15 protein-coding genes are annotated in these 17,842 nt (G+C 42.2%); 6 read left to right on the top strand and 9 right to left on the bottom strand.

What is annotated here, in order from left to right; genetic code table 11:
* Positions 1 to 41 precede the first annotated feature (41 nt).
* Complete coding sequence (locus V7K79_RS14630) at positions 42 to 647, bottom strand: vWA domain-containing protein (protein ID WP_335048694.1); 606 nt, start codon at positions 645 to 647, stop codon at positions 42 to 44.
* Positions 648 to 943: 296 nt separating this feature from the next.
* On the opposite strand from V7K79_RS14630, the gene V7K79_RS14625 reads away from it, so the two are divergent.
* Positions 944 to 3,613 (top strand): PAS domain S-box protein, encoded by a 2,670-nt coding sequence (locus V7K79_RS14625; RefSeq protein ID WP_335048692.1) that lies wholly within the window; start codon positions 944 to 946, stop codon positions 3,611 to 3,613.
* 254 nt (positions 3,614 to 3,867) lie between these two features.
* Here V7K79_RS14625 and obgE read toward each other — a convergent pair whose 3' ends face one another.
* Positions 3,868 to 4,896 carry a GTPase ObgE gene (gene obgE / locus V7K79_RS14620; protein ID WP_335048690.1) on the bottom strand — a complete coding sequence of 343 codons (1,029 nt, stop codon included), beginning with the start codon at positions 4,894 to 4,896 and terminating at the stop codon, positions 3,868 to 3,870.
* A gap of 196 nt (positions 4,897 to 5,092) precedes the next feature.
* Here obgE and aroA point away from each other — a divergent pair, with 196 nt between their 5' ends.
* The gene (aroA, locus tag V7K79_RS14615) at positions 5,093 to 6,373 is read left to right on the top strand and encodes a 3-phosphoshikimate 1-carboxyvinyltransferase (RefSeq protein ID WP_335048689.1); all 1,281 of its coding nucleotides are present in this window, start codon (positions 5,093 to 5,095) and stop codon (positions 6,371 to 6,373) included.
* Between the two features lie 18 nt (positions 6,374 to 6,391).
* On the opposite strand, the gene V7K79_RS14610 is transcribed toward aroA, so the two are convergent.
* Positions 6,392 to 7,051, bottom strand: coding sequence for a class I SAM-dependent methyltransferase (locus tag V7K79_RS14610; RefSeq protein ID WP_335048687.1), 660 nt, complete (start codon positions 7,049 to 7,051; stop codon positions 6,392 to 6,394).
* A 567-nt stretch (positions 7,052 to 7,618) separates the two neighbouring features.
* Here V7K79_RS14610 and V7K79_RS14605 point away from each other — a divergent pair.
* Entirely contained in the window at positions 7,619 to 7,816 is a 198-nt protein-coding gene (locus V7K79_RS14605) for a hypothetical protein (RefSeq protein ID WP_335048685.1), read from the top strand.
* A 273-nt stretch (positions 7,817 to 8,089) separates the two neighbouring features.
* On the opposite strand, the gene V7K79_RS14600 is transcribed toward V7K79_RS14605, so the two are convergent.
* The gene (locus tag V7K79_RS14600; RefSeq protein ID WP_335048684.1) at positions 8,090 to 9,151 is read right to left on the bottom strand and encodes a hypothetical protein; all 1,062 of its coding nucleotides are present in this window, start codon (positions 9,149 to 9,151) and stop codon (positions 8,090 to 8,092) included.
* Between the two features lie 184 nt (positions 9,152 to 9,335).
* On the bottom strand, positions 9,336 to 11,177 hold the full coding sequence (locus V7K79_RS14595) for a vanadium-dependent haloperoxidase (protein WP_335048682.1): 1,842 nt from the start codon (positions 11,175 to 11,177) through the stop codon (positions 9,336 to 9,338).
* Positions 11,178 to 12,196: 1,019 nt separating this feature from the next.
* On the opposite strand from V7K79_RS14595, the gene V7K79_RS14590 reads away from it, so the two are divergent.
* Both V7K79_RS14590 and V7K79_RS14585 read left to right on the top strand, forming a co-directional pair.
* Complete coding sequence (locus V7K79_RS14590) at positions 12,197 to 12,631, top strand: CoA-binding protein (protein WP_335048680.1); 435 nt, start codon at positions 12,197 to 12,199, stop codon at positions 12,629 to 12,631.
* A 315-nt stretch (positions 12,632 to 12,946) separates the two neighbouring features.
* On the top strand, positions 12,947 to 13,885 hold the full coding sequence (locus V7K79_RS14585) for a phosphoribulokinase (RefSeq protein WP_335048902.1): 939 nt from the start codon (positions 12,947 to 12,949) through the stop codon (positions 13,883 to 13,885).
* 100 nt (positions 13,886 to 13,985) lie between these two features.
* On the opposite strand, the gene V7K79_RS14580 is transcribed toward V7K79_RS14585, so the two are convergent.
* Together V7K79_RS14580 and V7K79_RS30005 are read right to left on the bottom strand one after the other, a co-directional pair.
* Positions 13,986 to 14,210, bottom strand: coding sequence for a hypothetical protein (locus tag V7K79_RS14580; RefSeq protein ID WP_442938933.1), 225 nt, complete (start codon positions 14,208 to 14,210; stop codon positions 13,986 to 13,988).
* Positions 14,200 to 14,262 carry a hypothetical protein gene (locus V7K79_RS30005; protein WP_442938942.1) on the bottom strand — a complete coding sequence of 21 codons (63 nt, stop codon included), beginning with the start codon at positions 14,260 to 14,262 and terminating at the stop codon, positions 14,200 to 14,202. The genes V7K79_RS14580 and V7K79_RS30005 overlap by 11 nt, the downstream gene beginning before the upstream one ends.
* Before the next feature lie 155 nt (positions 14,263 to 14,417).
* Here V7K79_RS30005 and radC point away from each other — a divergent pair, with 155 nt between their 5' ends.
* Positions 14,418 to 15,149: a RadC family protein gene (radC, locus tag V7K79_RS14575; RefSeq protein ID WP_335048676.1), complete on the top strand. Its 732-nt coding sequence runs from the start codon at positions 14,418 to 14,420 to the stop codon at positions 15,147 to 15,149.
* Between the two features lie 102 nt (positions 15,150 to 15,251).
* Here radC and V7K79_RS14570 read toward each other — a convergent pair whose 3' ends face one another.
* Complete coding sequence (locus V7K79_RS14570; RefSeq protein WP_335048674.1) at positions 15,252 to 16,043, bottom strand: SDR family NAD(P)-dependent oxidoreductase; 792 nt, start codon at positions 16,041 to 16,043, stop codon at positions 15,252 to 15,254.
* 246 nt (positions 16,044 to 16,289) lie between these two features.
* Positions 16,290 to 17,762 carry an esterase/lipase family protein gene (locus V7K79_RS14565; protein WP_335048672.1) on the bottom strand — a complete coding sequence of 491 codons (1,473 nt, stop codon included), beginning with the start codon at positions 17,760 to 17,762 and terminating at the stop codon, positions 16,290 to 16,292.
* Positions 17,763 to 17,842 lie beyond the last annotated feature (80 nt).

Raw genomic sequence — 17,842 nt, 5'->3', positions numbered from 1 at the left:
AGAATTAACAGTTACTAAACTACAGGCGAGCGATAAATACATTAGTCAGTTATTGCGTTTGTCAATACATCTACAAGGCTCATGTCTTCTAATTCGTCTAAAGTGACGGTATCACAAATATCAAATTTAGCGCCGACACCTTGTAACTGGTCATCCAAAGCTTTGAGGAACTTAGTTGCTTGGGCATCTGAACCCACTTGAATGATTGAAATTCCTAATTCTTCATCACGTTCCATCTGGCGAGTAGCATGAATGATGACTTCAAACACAGCCTTGCGATCGTCTGGTTCACCATCGGTAATAACTAAAATTGTCTCTCCATTTGGCTTGGTTTTACCAGCTGCTTTGCGTTGAAAGTAGTTATTGAGGGCATCCTGGAGTACACCTGCTAAGTTTGTTGTGCCAGAAGGGTCATTTTCAAGAAATATCTGGGCAACTTTGGCTGAGGTTACATCATCGTAGCGTTTAAATCTCCCAGAAAACACGTAAACGGTGATGCCATCGGGGTCAAACTGTTCAGCCTTTCTGGCCAAAGCCAGAGTAGACTCTTGGGCGATTTCCCATCTACTTCTACCACCTACTTGGTCGGGTGTAGACATACTACCGCTTTTGTCAATGATTAAGGTATAGTCGCGATCGCTCATCATAATCTTCCTCTGATTGTTACCCTGATGGTTATAGTCTAATCTACGAATTTGACGATACCGCAAGCATTTTAAGGTTTTGTATCAATTATGCTACTCAAAAAGACCGCGCCACAGTTGATGAATGCAATCGCCTAACCAAACCTAATCTTTTTATTTCCCTAGAGAACAAAATCTTCCCAGCCCCTAATCCCCTGTTGCATCAATATTTAGTCTGGGAATAATAAATTATACTCACGCTGACACACACAGGAGCTAAACAGCTTTTGTTTAGCTCAATTTTAGAGATAAATTCGGGTATGAACCATCCTAGATTTTTAAATAAACCCGCGTCAAAACAAAACACACAGCAGCAAAACTTTTCTTTGGCATTTTTGTATCAGACAATCAACGGTATATCTGACCCAATTTTTGTCAAAGACCGTCAATATCGCTGGGTATTACTTAACGATACCTACTGTGATTTCGTCGGTCATAGCCGAGAAGAATTAATTGGCAAGTCAGACTATGATTTTTTTTTGCAAGCAGAAGCTGATGTGTTTCGGGAAAAAGATGAATTGGTTTTCACCACAAATATTACTGATGAGAACCAGAATATTTTTACTGATGCTCAGGGTATAACCCATCTCATCTCTACAAAAAGGTCTTGCTTTGAGGATGAGACTGGTAATAAATTTCTGGTGGGTAGTATTCGTGACATCATTTTACACAATGAAGCCGAGATTGCGGTTGTGACTGGCAGAGGTAATGATATTACCAATCTGATGGAAACCTTAGAAGAACTCCAGGTAGTTGAAGAAGAACTGCGTCAACAAAATGAAGAATTAGCGATCGCTCCTGAAACGGCTCAATTAGAGCATCACTTACACCGCATGAATGCTGTACTCCAAGCTCAACAAGAAGCTTCCATCGACGGAATTTTAATTATTGATGAAAATCGTACAGTTACATCATCCAATCAGAAATTCTCTCAGTTATGGCAAATTCCTGCTGCACTCCTCGAAACACGCGACGATCGCCAACTTCTAGGATGGGTACTAAACAAACTAGTAAATCCAGAAGAATTTCTGGCTAAGGTGGAGTATCTTTACCAGCATTCAGAGGAAAGCAGCCGTGATGAAATTTTCCTCAAGTCTGGAAAGATTTTTGAGCGCTATTCTGCACCCGTGCGTAAACAGCAAGAAGCTTGTAGTGAGACATCACCTTTAGAAGACTATTACGGTAGGATTTGGTATTTTCGCGACATTACCGAATACAAGCAAGCAGAGGCACAACTTAGGGCTTCACAGCAAAGACTGGCATTGCTAATTGAACAAACACCCTTAGCCATTATTGAATGGAATACCAACTTTCAAGTTCAGACATGGAATCGGGCAGCAGAAAGAATCTTTGGCTATACCACAGAGGAAATGCTGGGAAATCATTTTGAGATCATAGTACCTGAAAACGCTAGAAAGCACGTAAAAGAGATTCTCATTGCCCTGTTAACACAACAAGGAGGGAGTTTTAGTGTTAATGAGAACGTCACTAAAGATGGTAAGACGATAATCGGTGAGTGGTATAACAACCCGTTAGTGGCTGCTGATGGTCGGGTGCTTGGTGTTGCCTCAATGGTGTTAGACATCACAGAACGCAAACGATCTGAAGAGGAACAGCAAAAATTTGTCGCCTTGATTGAAAACAGCAACGACTTTATTGGTATTGCTTCAATGGAAGGACAAATTCTCTATGTGAACCCTGCCGGACTCAAGATGGTGGGACTTAATAGCCTGGAAGCAGCCAAAACCAAATCCTTGATTGATTTTTATTCCCCAGAAGCTTTTGCAGAGTTCATACAGCGAATTACTCCTTTAATATTTCAACATGGTTCCTGGCAAGGCGAGTTTCGCTTTAGGCATTTTCAAACAGGTATAGAAATTCCCACTGATTGCAGCCTGTTTATAGTTAAACATCCTGAAACAGGAGAGCCTTTTTGTCGGGTAGCTATTATTAGGGATATCACAGAACGTAAACAAGCCAAGGAAGCCTTGCTAAAGTCGGAAGCGCAACTACGACAACAAGCCCAAAAACTTAAAGTTGCACTCCGCAAACTTCAACACACCCAGACTCACTTAATTCAAACTGAAAAGATGTCCAGTTTGGGTCAACTAGTGGCAGGAGTGGCACACGAAATCAACAACCCAGTAAATTTTATTTATGGCAACCTCAGCCCTGCCAAGGAATACACCCAAGATTTACTTTCACTTTTGCAACTTTACCAAAGTCATTATCCTGAACCTGTGCTAGAAATTCAGGATTTTGCAGACCAAATCGAACTAGACTTTTTAAAATCAGATTTGCCACAAATAATCAATTCAATGAAAGTTGGGGCAGACCGTATTCGCGAGATTGTACTTTCTCTGCGAACGTTTTCGCGCTTGGATGAAGCCGAAATGAAAGTTGTTGATATCCATGAGGGAATCGACAGTACCTTGATGATTTTGCAAAACCGCCTCAAAGGTAATGACCAACGTCCGACAATCGAAATAATCAAAAAATACGGCAAGCTACCTTTAGTTGAATGTTACGCAGGGCAGCTAAATCAAGTATTTATGAATATTTTGTCAAATGCGATCGATGCCTTGGAAGAGTCATTGATCATTTGTCCTATGCCTTGGGAAAATGCCCTAAACATAGAAGAGCAAAGAACTTCCCCACAAATTTGCATTCGTACCCAACTACAACAGCCAAATCAGGTAATAATTAGGATTACCGACAATGGATTAGGAATACCAGAAGATGTTAAAAAACAACTATTTGACCCCTTCTTTACCACCAAACCCATCGGTCAAGGTACAGGAATGGGTCTTGCCATTAGCTACCAAATCATTACAGAAAGACATGGCGGTTTTTTAGAATGTTTTTCGCAGCTAGGACAAGGCGCTGAGTTTGTGATTAAGATTCCCCTGATCCAGGATACATCAACATAATTCCTAATTGATAATACTCGCCTCTAGCGATAAGCAAGCTACGTTATACCAATTCAAAAATCAAAATTCATCCATTAAGAAAGCTAGACAGAACATAAAAAATGTCCCTATGTATCTGTCGCATTCTTTTTTCAAATTGGTATAATTCGTAATTTTAAAAGCTTGATCCCGTGAGTAAAAAAATAATTTCTGCTGCCAACAGCTACTTTCTTTCAAAAAGTAGTAATTACGAATTACGAATTACGAATTAGTAATTATCTAAATGCCTCCACTTCTTCAGGAACCTTCATTTGGTCGAGAATTCCCCAAATTTCTTGTAACATCGGCTCTAAACCGGTGCGAGTCACCGCAGAAATCACAAAAACCGGGGCGTAGGAGAGATGATTGAGTTGGGTGGCTAACGCCTCCAAATCCACAGTTTCCCGATCGACTGCATCAATTTTATTCAGCGCCAAAATTTGCGGACGTTCTGCTAAACCCCGTCCATAAGCTTGTAATTCTTCCTTAATTGTGTAGTAGTCTCTAACCACATCATCACTAGTAGCATCAATCAAGTGAAGTAGCACCCGCGTGCGCTCGATGTGGCGCAAGAAATCATGTCCTAGCCCTGCGCCATGAGCTGCTCCTTCAATTAGTCCGGGAATGTCAGCGAAAACAGTACCATCACCAGTAGGTTTCCGCACTACACCCAAATTTGGGATGAGAGTAGTAAAAGGGTAATCTGCGATTTTTGGACGTGCTGCTGATAAAGATGAAATTAAAGTGGATTTACCAGCATTTGGTAAGCCAATAATCCCCACTTCTGCCAAAAGTTTTAACTCTAGGCGCAGCTGCTTTATTTCCCCTGGTAATCCTGGGAGGGCATATTCTGGGGCGCGGTTACGGTTACTCAAGAAATGCTGATTTCCCAGTCCACCTTTACCACCTTGGGCAATCAGCAAAGTCTGCTGAGGCTCAATTAAATCCCCCAGCAGTTCGCCAGTTTCAGCATCATAAATGGTTGTACCGCAGGGAACTTCGATAATTAAATCCTTTCCTGCTGCTCCAGTGCAGTTATTTGGCCCGCCACGAGTACCCTTTTCTCCTTGGAAGCGATGGTTGTATCTGAAGTCCAACAAAGTTTGGAGGTTTTCTTCAGCAACGAAAAATATCGAACCACCTCGTCCTCCATTACCACCAGAAGGGCCGCCAGTCGGCACGTATTTCTCTCGCCGGAAAGCGACAATACCATCGCCGCCCTTACCAGCTTCAACTTCAATTTTTGCTTGATCGATAAATTGCATCTTTCTAGAGTCCTGTTAGCGGATAGCTGGCGTTGAGCCAGTGCTGAATTATAGGCGAGTTATAAATTATAAGTTTTAAAATCTTATTCCTCACTATTTACTTGTAACTTAGACTCTTTACTCCCCTGCCCCTTTTGCTCAAGATGTGGGAATATATAAAGAAAGTTGTAGCTAACCGTCTACGTAGAGGTTTAAAGTGGATACCATTGCAATTCCTGCTCTGAATCGGCCAGTGGATGCCACGGTAGAGATTCCCGGCTCTAAAAGTCTTACCAATCGAGCGTTGCTTGTCGCGGCATTAGCACAAGGTGATTCCATTTTAGAAAATGCCTTATTTAGTGAAGACAGCGAGTATTTTGCCAAATGCGTAGAGCAGTTGGGCATTCCCATTACTTTGAATCCTCAACTGGCACAAATTAAAGTGGGCGGCAGGGGAGGGCAGATTCCGGCTAAACAGGCAGATTTATTTGTGGGTTTGGCAGGTACAGCAGCACGGTTTATTTCGGCGCTGGTGGCACTGGGGAATGGCGAATATCGCCTAGATGGGGTTCCCCGGATGCGAGAACGACCGATGGGTGACATGCTAACGGTGCTGCAAACGGGTGGAGCAACTGTTAACTTTGAGGGAAACTCCGGGTTTATGCCCTACACCCTCTATAGTCAGGGATTCGCTGGCGGAAATTTTCGGTTGAAAGCCAACCAAACAAGTCAGCAACTTTCGGCATTGCTAATGATTGCGCCTTATGCTCAACAAGACACAATTATTGAGGTTGAAGGTACGTTGGTTTCTCAGTCTTACGTCAAAATGACTTGTCGTCTGATGGCAGATTTTGGCGTGGAGGTGATTGAAATCGGCGATAATCAATTTCAGATTAAAGCAGGTCAACGTTACCAAGCTCGACATTACACAGTAGAACCCGATGCGTCAAATGCTTCTTACTTTTTTGCCGCCGCCGCCGTCACGGGTGGACGGGTGCGGGTAAAACATTTGACCAAACAATCTTGTCAAGGTGATATTCTGTGGCTGAATGTTTTAGAACAGATGGGTTGCCAAATTAAGGATTCGGATGATTATACCGAAGTGACGGGGCCGAAGCAATTGCAAGGCATCGACATTGATATGAATGATATATCGGATCTAGTGCAAACATTAGGAGCGATCGCCCCCTTTGCCAGTTCTCCAATTACCATTCGTAACGTGGAACATATTCGATATAAAGAAACTGACCGAATTAAAGCTGTGGTTACAGAGTTGCGGCGGTTAGGTGTTGAGGTTGAAGAATTTGCAGATAGACTAAAAATTCAGCCTGGGCCCATTACCCCGGCGGCTATTGAAACCTATCACGATCATCGAATGGCGATGGCTTTTGCTGTCACTGGCTTGAAAGTTCCAGGGATTGTAATTAAAGATCCTGGTTGCACAGCGAAGACTTTTCCAGATTACTTTACCCGATTCTTCCAAATGTTAGAACAATAAGAGCTATTTTTGCTAAACTTACTTTTTCAGTGCCAAAGTTAAGCCATCTGCGATCGCTACTAAACTAAGACTTACTCGCTGGTCTTGATGTAGCTTTTGATTAAAGGCACGAATTCTTTTAGTTCTATTATCTTGCACCTGGGGATCGGCAACTCTACCTGACCAGAGAACATTATCAATCGCAATCAATCCCCCCGGACGCACTAATTGCAGCGATCGCTCATAATAGCCATCATAGTTGCTCTTATCTGCATCGATGAAGGCAAAATCAAAAGTTTCTGCTTCTGTTGCCAGTAGCCGATCCAATGTCTGCAAAGCTGGGGCAATGTGCAGTTGAATTTTATCCGCCACTCCTGCTTGCTGCCAATAGCGCCGAGCGATCGTTGTAAATTCTTCACTGTTCTCACAGGCTACCACCTTACCGTCTCTCGGTAACGCCAACGCCACCACCAGGGAACTATAACCTGTAAATACTCCAATTTCCAAAGTTTTCTTAGCTGCCAACAACTGCACCAGTAACGCCAAAAACTGCCCTTGTTCGGGAGCAATTTGCATTCTCCCTATTGGATACTGGGCTGTTTCCTGTCTTAGTTGGGTTAAAATTTCTGGTTCTCGGAGAGAGATTGACAGTAAATAATCGTAGAGGTTTTGTTCGAGTCCTAATGTTTTAATTGTCATGGGCATTGGGCTAATGGCACTAAGAAAAGGGAAAATCGTTGAGGCAGCAGGGGTGCTCTTGTGCAAAGGAGCAGGGGAGAAAGAAGTTTTAAGCAATTGCGTTCGGATATTTAGAAATTCCCCTCTGCGCCCCTGCCAAGAACTGCTCCTGGAGCATCCTTACGCTGCATACCCTTCAGCTTAACAAGCGTGCCATTCGGCATTGGGCATGGAGAATAGGGGATGAGTCTTTTATCTCCCGGTTCGCCCATTTTTTCGGGAGTTAGCAGAAAGGCTACTCAGGGGTAAAAGAACGTGAGTTCGACGGTTATAAAAAACCAAAAAGCTTGCGAGATATAAAGCGCGAGAAACTGGGTATTAAAGAGCGATGCCTGCGGTATTTGCTAGCCTATGCTAAGATTGATTGAGAATGGAGAAAAAAGTTACAAAAAAACGTTGAGACTAAATAATATCAAATAAAAATCACGTCTCGGCTGTCTTGAAAAGTTCTGAACGCAGGAAGCCTCTGTTAAGACTTTCCGCTATGTCTACCATTGTATCTCGCCCGGAGGCAGAGCGTCTCCGGCTTTGCTCGACATCACAGAAATTTTCTGGGACGTAGATGATTTATTGCAACCAGTGGGAGAACTTGTAGCAACAAGTACCACAGTTACCATTCACACTCATGATAGCGTCGTAGTCGCTCAAGGATGCATTTTCATTCGTGATCACAATAGTATAGCGAAAGCCTTGATGGTTAGGACATCAACACATGATAAAACTTAGCCACCAAAAGACTTTTCACCCAGTCCCCAGTCCCTAGTAGTTCGCTTTCGTGACGAAAGCTCTTTATTGGGTAAGGGGGAAGGTGGGGCCCCCTCTGGGGATAAGGGGCAGGGGGAAAGGTTTTAAATCCCTTACCCTTTTCCCTTTCCCCTTTCCCCAGCCCGAAAAAGCGCATCTTTGGGTTGGCAGACTACTAGTCCCCAGTCCCTTGCTATAATTGCGTTTCATGGTAGTGGTTATAAGACTTTTAAAGAGTTTTACACGTTGCACGTGCTACAAAGCTGGCGTGAGGCGTTTCCCAACAGTTATTTTTTCTCCTTCGTAAGCTAGGGCTTGATCGCCTGCTTGGGCAAATGCTTGGGCGAGTTCAAGCAGCTTTTGTCGCTCTTGCTCGTTAACGATACCAGCTGGAGGCGGCATTCGTTTTTCTTTAATTTGGCGCACCGTTTCGTGTCGTAAGGAGAGCGCTTGATTTGGATAACTCAGCATTAATAAAGGATTCTGTTTAGCTGCGTTATCTGGACTATGGCAAACAGTACAAGCGTGTTGACGTAAATTAACCTCAAATGCACGATAAGCAGCATCAACTTCAGCAACGTGTGGGTTCGATGGAGAAAATAAACGGGTATATAGTGTTACATAAGGTTGCTTTTTGCCATGAGCATCATTCCAAACCCATTTACCATCCCATACATGATTTACTACTGGTCTTTGTGAGTCAACCACAGCTGAACGTAGCGCCCCTTTGAGCTTTTTCTGTTCTAGAAACAAAAGTAATTCAGTACTTTGCTGGTAAGAATTCCACTTTTTTGATGAGTGCCAAAAAGGATAAGGATAAGCACCAATATCAAGCTGATTGCGGAACTGAATGGGAAGGTGAATCACAATTAAATTGTTTACCTGCTCAACTTTTGGTTCACCTTTGAACATAAAAGTAGCTAGGTATATGCGACGCCAAACAAATGGATCAAATTCAGTTGTTTGATTATCTTTGAGATTGTAATTACCGACTTTGCTTTGAGCGCCCCACAAGAAGGGTGCATTCATGGTTTCGCGGAGAGTTGTTAGCTTAACGAGTTTGTCAGCGCATGAGTTAAAAGCAGCTAAATTTTTAGTATCAGAGACAACGGGACAAGCAGCAATAATTTCTTTACCGATTTTCTTAGCTAGTTCTATGTCCGGCGATGCTTCTTGTGCTGATACTATATTTTTGGGATTGAGTGCTTGTGTTGTAAATATCAAGAGCGCGATCGCTACCGCTATGCTCGATAACATAGATCGCATAGATGCAGCCCGCCGCAGGCATCGAGAGTAAAATCTCCGAAGATCAGACATTGTAGAACTCTGAAACTAAATAGGATTTAAACCAATTCGCAATTACGTTATGTGACGGGGATTTAGATTTAGGCATCAAAACGTTTTGCCGTCATTAGGTAGGGGACTTAAACCCCCAAACTTAGTTAAGTAAATATAGAGACGCGAAATATCGTGTCTCTATATTTTCTAAACAGTCAAAGCTTTAAACTGTGATTCTTGTACCATCAAACTTGGTGAAGGTGAAACCTGAAAATTTTTCGCGGAATGTTAGCTTCTCATCTCTGAGAATACTAATTGCGATCGCTTCGCCAAGCGCTAAGGAAGCTGCTGCATCCGTGCGCCAGTGAATGCCAGCACTATCACGACCCAAGCCAATATTCGCTGCCAGTTTGTTCAATTCGCCGCCCACGGTCAGCAGTGGGCCTTGATAGGGAATCAACTTGGTGGGATCTTTGGGATCGGGTACCACCGGATTCGGAATCACATAACTCTCATCAAATAGTGCTTTCAAAATCGTGACACTGGCACCTGCCGCTACCGAAGCGCCCCCTGGATAAGAAGAGTGGAATGGTGCCCCTTCCGGAAAAGCTTGCGGTAGCAGATAGGATTTGTTTTTGCTGAAGAAGCGATCGAGTGCTTCTGACTTGAAAACATCGGGGTGAATCGGATAGTTTGTTTTATTCACCTTGTTGTTGTGAACCAACCCACCATAAGCCTCTGCTCGCAGACGACGGTGAACATAGTACTTCTGCCAATAAGCCGCTCTGATTGCATGTGGACTAACCCAAGCGATGAGAGATTGTGAATACCCTGGACCAAATGTCGCAGAACCACCCACTTGGGTATTCGAGTTGTTATAAGGATTACCGGGATTGTAAGGTGAGCCAACGCCACCTGCTAGGATGTCATTAATGACTGGCTTGGCGAGTAGAATTAGAGCAGCATTTGCATAGACGGGTGGTGGTGTGTGGGCAATCTCTGACTGGTCGCGCCCGTTGATAAAGTAACGACGCGTTGAGTCAAACTTAATCGTTCGACCAGGATCGCCACCATTTTGCACCAGCAACCACTCATTATAGTTGGTTTGAAAAGTGTTTTCGGGAATAGCCAGGGGAACACGGTTAAGCTGAACATAACTCTGTGTTCCTGCGGGCACAGGACGCAGTAAAAACTGGGAGACATAAGGCCCTACATCTACCCCTGGTAACGTGTGGTAAGTCGTTCCACCAGAGGCATCAACATAAATCGCGGTACCTCTAAATAGAAGTTCGGGTGTAACCTGTCCGTTCTGTTTAGGCCCTTTGAATGCTGACAACCGATTCAGATCCTGAACTGCTGCCACAATCAGCGGGTTAGTTGTATTATTGCGGAACTCGCTAAAGGGTACATCCTGCAACAGTTGTTGCCAAGCAATTTCGAGGAATTCAGCCGCCTGCTCTGCACTATCAAGAGTAGGTGGCACTGGAATTGTCAATTGGCTCGGATTCAGCCCACTCAAGCTAACCGCTAATGGACCGAGCGGTTGTACCAGCTTCCGTTTGCCACCCAGGATGATATTTTCATACTCATTGGGATCATCGGAGTTCAACGCATTAATAAAAGATTGATAAGCCTTCAGATCCACTTCGCCCAGGTTGTTATGGGGTAATCCTCGTGTATCCGTCGCAATTTTGTTAGCATACTTCGCCTCATCTCCATTGGTGGGATGAGGAGGAATAGGAATTTCCCAATTAACCTTAGCTGCTCTTGTACGTACTTGAAAAGCTCTATTACGAAAGTTACTATAGTTAAACGTTGCAGCAGGTTTTTGGGCCTGGACAACATTTCCTCCTTTCTTCAAGGAAAAGGATGAGCTGAAAACCCCTGTCACAACACTAGCTACACTAAACAAACCGGCGCGACCAAGAAATAAACGTCTGCTACCGCGACCGAGAAATAATCTTCTACTACCTGCGCTAGTTTGAGGTTGCTTAGTTTTTGTTATTTCACTATGAGCCTGAGCATTTTTTTCAGAATCTTGATGAGAATTGGGATCTGCTTGCATCTAAGTTGTTCTCCACTAGTAAAAAACTACATAAAAATCAATTCAGAGGGAATGGACAATCCTACGCGCTAATAGTGGTATTGGAATAAAAACCAGAGGTTGAGCCGCTCTGGCTTTGCGCTTTATGCCTCGTTAAAAGCAATTTCGGCATAATTCTTTTTTTAAACTGGGCTTTATATCGTGTCTTGTTAAAGACTTATCATTAAGACTGCAAAGAGACTGCAAGTTCACAGGGGAGGGGTTTTAGGCTTGACCCATAGAACCAGCAATTATAATTAATTAGCCGGACTTGATATCAAACCCACACCTGAAGTTTTTTACCTGTTCCCTGTTCCCTGCCCCGTACCTCTGTGGTACGGAGCAGGAGAAGGATAGGGGTCTGTAAAGATAACCTGGCCTGCAAGTTACCACTCCTAATACTCATATATGCATTGACTACTGCTATTCAATGCTTAATTCCCAATTCCTATACGGTTGTGTGAGCAATTCAACAGGAAAATCAGAGGTTAAAATATCGGGCGTTGCTGCGATCGCCTTTGATGGAGCATAGCCCAAACAATTGCTGTCTGCACAACTAAAATTTACCGCTTATTTCCCGTCAAAATATAAAATACGATAAATCTATTGAGTTACCGTATTTTATAATCACTAAGTTAGACTTTCTCACAAACAATCATGAAAATCAAGTAGTTTTTACAACAATTTGTTATGATTACAACTCAATCGGCAGCAAAGGCTGAAGCGACCACTTCCAGATAGTGTTGAGTTTGCACTACATAATTTTGAGCGAATTTGGATAGCTGATGGCTCTACGCTAGAAGCTTTATTTTCCCAAACATCAATAGCACCAAAGAATAACTCCCGGTTCGCCCATTTTATCGGGAGTTAGAAGAAAGCCTACTCAGGGGTAAAAGATTGCCCACCAAGTTGGGTGTAAATGTAGTCGGAAACTCAAGGAAAACAAAAATACGTTGCTGTAACGGAGATAAGCAAAGCGATCGCTGAGGATATTTTGAATCATGCCAAATCTTAAAGAAGATGATAACGCCTTGCGTCAGGTATTGACCCAAGCCAAAACCATCGCTGTTGTAGGTCACTCTGATAAACGCGATCGCACTAGTTATCAAATCGCCCAATTCTTGCGGCAAAAAGGCTATATAGTCTATGCCGTCAATCCCCTAATTAAAAAAATTGACGGTCAACCCAGTTATCCTGCACTCTCGGAATTACCCGAACCCGTAGATATTGTTAACGTGTTTCGCCGTTCTGAGTACTTGCCAGAAATTATAAATGAAGCAATTTCTATCAATGCGAAAACTGTATGGACACAACTGGATATCTGGCATCAACCATCAGCACAAAAAGCTATAGATGCAGGACTAAATGTGGTTATGGATGCTTGTATTAAAATTGAATATCTGCGGTTGAGAGTAGGTTCAACAGGAGATGTTTAAGTAGAACGATGTAAAGAAACTAAGCTATTTTAAGAAAAATTAAATAGACTCAAACCCTCTTCCCTCCTGCCTCATCCCAACGATAAATATTCACACTAACGGGACTTAGTTTTGCATCCAGAATTCTGTGTACAAATAACTCTAACAATCATGCAGATTGTAATTATTATGCAAAAAGCACTCGCACAAATATTTTATGTGTAGAGATATTGCATACTAAGTGTTTATTTGAGTTACTTGCTTAAACCCTTCTAGAATAAAAACATATTGTAGGTAATTTTATTACTAAAGTTATTTTTATTGTCGGAGGTTATGATGAGCCGTCCAATAATTCTTGGTATTGTCGGCGACAGCGCGGCTGGTAAAACAACACTAACGCGAGGAATTGCTCAGGTACTCGGCCCAGAAAATGTCACAATTATCTGTACAGATGATTATCACCGTTACGATCGCCAACAACGTGCAGAAATTGGCATCACTGCCCTTCACGCCGACTGCAATCACTTAGATATTATGCAGCAACATCTGTCGCTGCTACGCACAGGACAACCAATTCTTAAGCCAGTTTACAGCCATAAAACTGGCAAATTCGAGCCACCGCACTATATCAAGCCGAATAAATTCGTGATTATTGAAGGATTACTCGGTTATTCTACCCGTGCTGCTCGTGATTCCTACGACGTGAAAGTTTACCTTGCACCCCCTGAAGAACTACGCACTAAGTGGAAAATCAAACGAGATACGCAAAAGCGCGGCTATACTGTCCAACAGGTAATAGCGGAATTAGAAAAGCGCGAACCAGATTCAGCAGAGTTTATCCGTCCGCAGCGACAATGGTCTGATATAGTGATTAGTTTTTATCCACCCACTGGGGAAGATGATGAAACCAATGGACACCTGAATGTTCGTCTGGTACTTCGTCCGACAATTCCTCACCCAGATTTTACTCAGATTATCAACTCTGGCTATGGTAATTCTGACTCTGCGATTCGTCTAGGGCTAGACAGGGATATGAGTAAACCTGTAGATGTCTTAGAAGTTGATGGTCATGCCACTTTAGAACAGGTAAATAAGCTAGAGCATATTATTTGTTCTGATATGCCTCATTTACGAAGTATTTGCGATCGCGAAAGTAATCCAGAACTGGGTAAAATTGCTGGTACAACCGGAGAAGCACTCCAAAGTTATCCTCTGGCTCTGACTCAGTTGATCATTACCTACCACATGCTGAAAGCAACACAAATTCATCAGTAATTAGGGAAAATTAAAGAGTTAAAAGAATTTGCGATCGCCTATAGTGTTGGTCTGCTGAATTATGCGATGCTTACTGCGGTAAACTACGCACTTTGTTTACTTAAACTTCAGATGCACAAATACGCCCTTCAATCGGCTCATACTCATCTTCTAGCAACCAGAGTTGAGCCTCTTCGTAACTTGAACAAGTAAATATGACTTTATAGCCTTCGGCGGGATCGTATACACAACACTTTCCCTCCCGATCAACAAGAAGTAACAACACATAGGGAGGCGACAGCATTGCATCAATCCAGACTTCGGCAAACTCCCAATTATTCTTCACCGGGTCGGGTGCGGGGAATGACGTGGTATCGATTTTCTGCATCAATTTTCACCTCTGCATAAAAGCGATCGCGCTATGAAGGCGAGATGTGTCGAAAGCATAAAACTGCTAAAGATTAAAGATTTTCTCAAATAAAGATGATTTTAAGAGCAAACAGGGGATAAATAAGGATAGTTTGATGTCTGGTGACGATTTTCTTAGTTTCCTATGACCTATTGCCTCAGAATTGCTGACCTACCTACAAATGAGCGTCCGCGTGAGCGATTAATGACGCATGGTGCAAAAATTTTAGCCACAGCAGAGTTAATCGCAATTCTTTTAGGCACTGGTCAAGGGCCAGGAAAACTATCTGCTGTGGGTTTGGGACAATATATCTTGAGCGAATTAGGCAAACACCAACGCGATCCTTTGGTGGTTCTGCGAGAAGTTAGTCCTGCTGAGTTAATGCAAATTTCTGGTGTTGGCCCAGCGAAGGCGACAAGTATTTTAGCAGCAATAGAATTGGGTAAACGCGCTTTTCAATCTCGTCCCAACGATGGCACATTAATTGATAGCCCACTTGCTGCTGCTGCTACCCTCAGTCAAGATTTGATGTGGCAAACACAAGAACGTTTTGCAGTGGTGCTATTAGATGTCAAGAATCGCTTATTGGGTACGCAAGTAATTACCATTGGTACTGCAACCGAAACCCTAGCCTCTCCCCGTGATATTTTTCGAGAAGTTATTCGTCAAGGCGCAACGCGGGTAATAGTAGCCCACAACCATCCATCTGGGAACCTTGAACCCAGCCAGGAAGACATAGAATTGACGCGCCAGTTGTTAGCAGGGGCGCAGCTTTTGGCCATTCCGGTACTAGATCATCTGATTTTGGGCAATGGCAATCATCAAAGTTTACGGGAATTGACAACCTTGTGGGATGAGCATCCACAGGGGGATTAGTGAAAAAGCAGGGGGAGAAATCAATTCAAAATTCAAAATTCAAAATTAAAGAACTTTGTCTCCTGCCTCCTGCACCCTGCCTTAATTATTTACGCCGACCTACTACTTGCTTTCCTGCATATTTCTAACTAGTTTAGTCACTAGCTTTCTGGGAGTAAATCTTACAGATTCAGCGAGTAGCTTATTTTTAATTCCAGGAATGACAACAGGTTTATTTTCAAATAGACCATGATAGCCGATTTGGGCTACTGTTTCCGCAGTCATAATTTTTTGACCGCTTACCAACTTTGAGTCTTCCATTGCAGCTCTTTGTTGAAAACCAGATTCTGTAGGCCCTGGACAAAGTGCTGTTACAGAAACGCCTGTGCCTTCTAATTCATTAGCGATCGCTTCTGAGAACGATAAGACATAGGCTTTACTGGCATAGTATACTGCCATTAGCGGCCCTGGTTGAAAAGCAGCAGTAGAGGCCAAGTTTAATATTTTTCCAGACCCCCGCTTAACCATACCTTTGAGAAATAACTTGGTTAAATGTGTCAGACATAAAATATTGACCTGTAACAATTGCATTTCAGCATTCAGGTCAATTTCGTTAAATAATCCGTATGTAGCAAACCCCGCATTGTTCACCAGCACATCAATATTAATCGATGCTTGTTCTAGCTCCGTGAAAATTTCTTCTGGGGCTGACGGGTTAGATAAATCTTTGGAAATAACTTTGACATTAATGCCAAATCTATTTTTCAATTCATCGGCGATTTTATTCAGCTTGTCCACACTTCTAGCTATCAATACAAGATTGTAACCATCTTGGGCAAATAATTTCACAAATTCATAACCAATGCCGCTAGATGCACCAGTAATAAGAGCCGTTTGTTTGCGATTACTCTGCATAATTTTCCTCTGTTAACAGCTTGAAATAAATAGATATCTGGTATAAATAACTATGTGTTAATCCAGAATCTTTATAGAGACGAAGGCTGCATCTCTCCATTCTTTTTAACTCATGTCTTTTAATAATCATTATTTATTAGTCATTATTAACCAAGCTCTTTAACCTTAATTATTCTCTTTAGAAAATAATTAAGAAGTGCTGAGTAAACAAAACTAATCACTGATTACACAACAACAAGCACTTATTTATTGCCATTGGGAAATTTCCAAACGAACTGCCGCATTTGTTCCAAAAACCTTTTGCCCGCGTTCAGGTAAGGAAACATACGCAACAAATACACCTGAACTGGATTCTGAAGTCGGATTTAACTTTGTTACTGGCTCTTTTTGATCGGAATTCCAACAGTATTGAGCCTCATAAGTGCTATTTAATTCGGCAATATCAGTAATTAGATAGTCAGACCATAGAGGTACTTGGTCGAGATGATGGTCCTGTAACCAATTTTTCTCTTGTTTTGTGAAGGAATGTAGTGCCAAACGCAGGGCATATCTACAGGTATTATCGTCATTGGCTGAGTTTCTTGGGATTAAGAAAGCTGTAAATAAAGGAACAGGTTTATCTGTTCGGGTTAACTCTTGTGTAATTGGGCAATAATGAGCGATCGCTTGCTCATATATAGGAATAGGAAGACCACGCAAAGCCACCCTAGTTTCCAGTTGATAAAAATTATTGTCCAGGTCTGTTAACTCAACATTGCTTAGAGACAGTTTTACCTGAATATCACCAAACAAAAAGCGTTGCAGGTTTTGATAACCTTCTTCCGAGTTCACCATGCCATAACGTCCACCATGAGAACGGTGAATATAAGCACGATTAGCACCCGTGATGTAAGCTTTATCAATCTGAACTAGACCATCACTTTTGACTCCGACAGTTTTGCGTGAAAGACCAAAACCTTCTTCATAATCATGAGCATTAGTACCGATAATACAAAAAACGCGATTTGGCAAAAATGCGTCCCCGATATTTTGTAGTGTTTCTGACTTAAAGTCTTTGGGTAACTGATCAGTTGGCTGGGCATTAGGTGTTAAATACTGATACATTCTCTGAGGGCCAAAGTCATCAGAATTATTTAATCTGAGGGTGTCTCTCAGATTTTCGATTAAGCCGTCTCCAATATCAAAAACAATGCCACCATGAGGTGTACCGTAAGTAAAGAATTTGTCAATGTGATTGATAGCTGCGTCTTTTGTTTCTGGATAAATCTTTTGAATCAAACTGCGACAAACAAGACCTCCCATTGAGTGGGCAACCAGATAAATTTTATTCGCACCAGTCGTTTCCTTAACATTTTGAATTAGGTCTCTTAAACCCTTTGCTATCTCCTCCATTTCTTGTCTGACTACACTTGAGGAGCCAAAACTAGGTGTAGATATATCATAAAATCGATAAATCCAAATAGTTTTATAAAGTTGGTCGGACAATCTTTTAATCTGATTGCTGACATTCTGATTGTCAACAATCGGTTGATAACCATGATCGGTCATTAGCCGCAGTAATGGACTCTCGAAAAAAAACTTTCGAGGATTTTCATTCTCATCTACTCGAATATGAGTTGAACCACTATTGAATCCATAAAAAGGATCGTCAACTGTTTGCTCAACGTCTTTTGGTGTACCTGCATATCCACGAACAAAAATGATTGGTAAATATTGCATATATATCCTTCCTATTTAATAAATATTCTTTCTCGTTCCTAGATTTAACCTGGAAACGAGAAAAAATATCCAGACAAGTT

It is taken from the genome of Nostoc sp. (genome assembly GCF_036917575.1).
Lineage (GTDB): Bacteria > Cyanobacteriota > Cyanobacteriia > Cyanobacteriales > Nostocaceae > Nostoc.
Note: the sequence above shows the minus strand (reverse complement) of the source record. Positions and strands in the feature narration are given on the sequence as shown.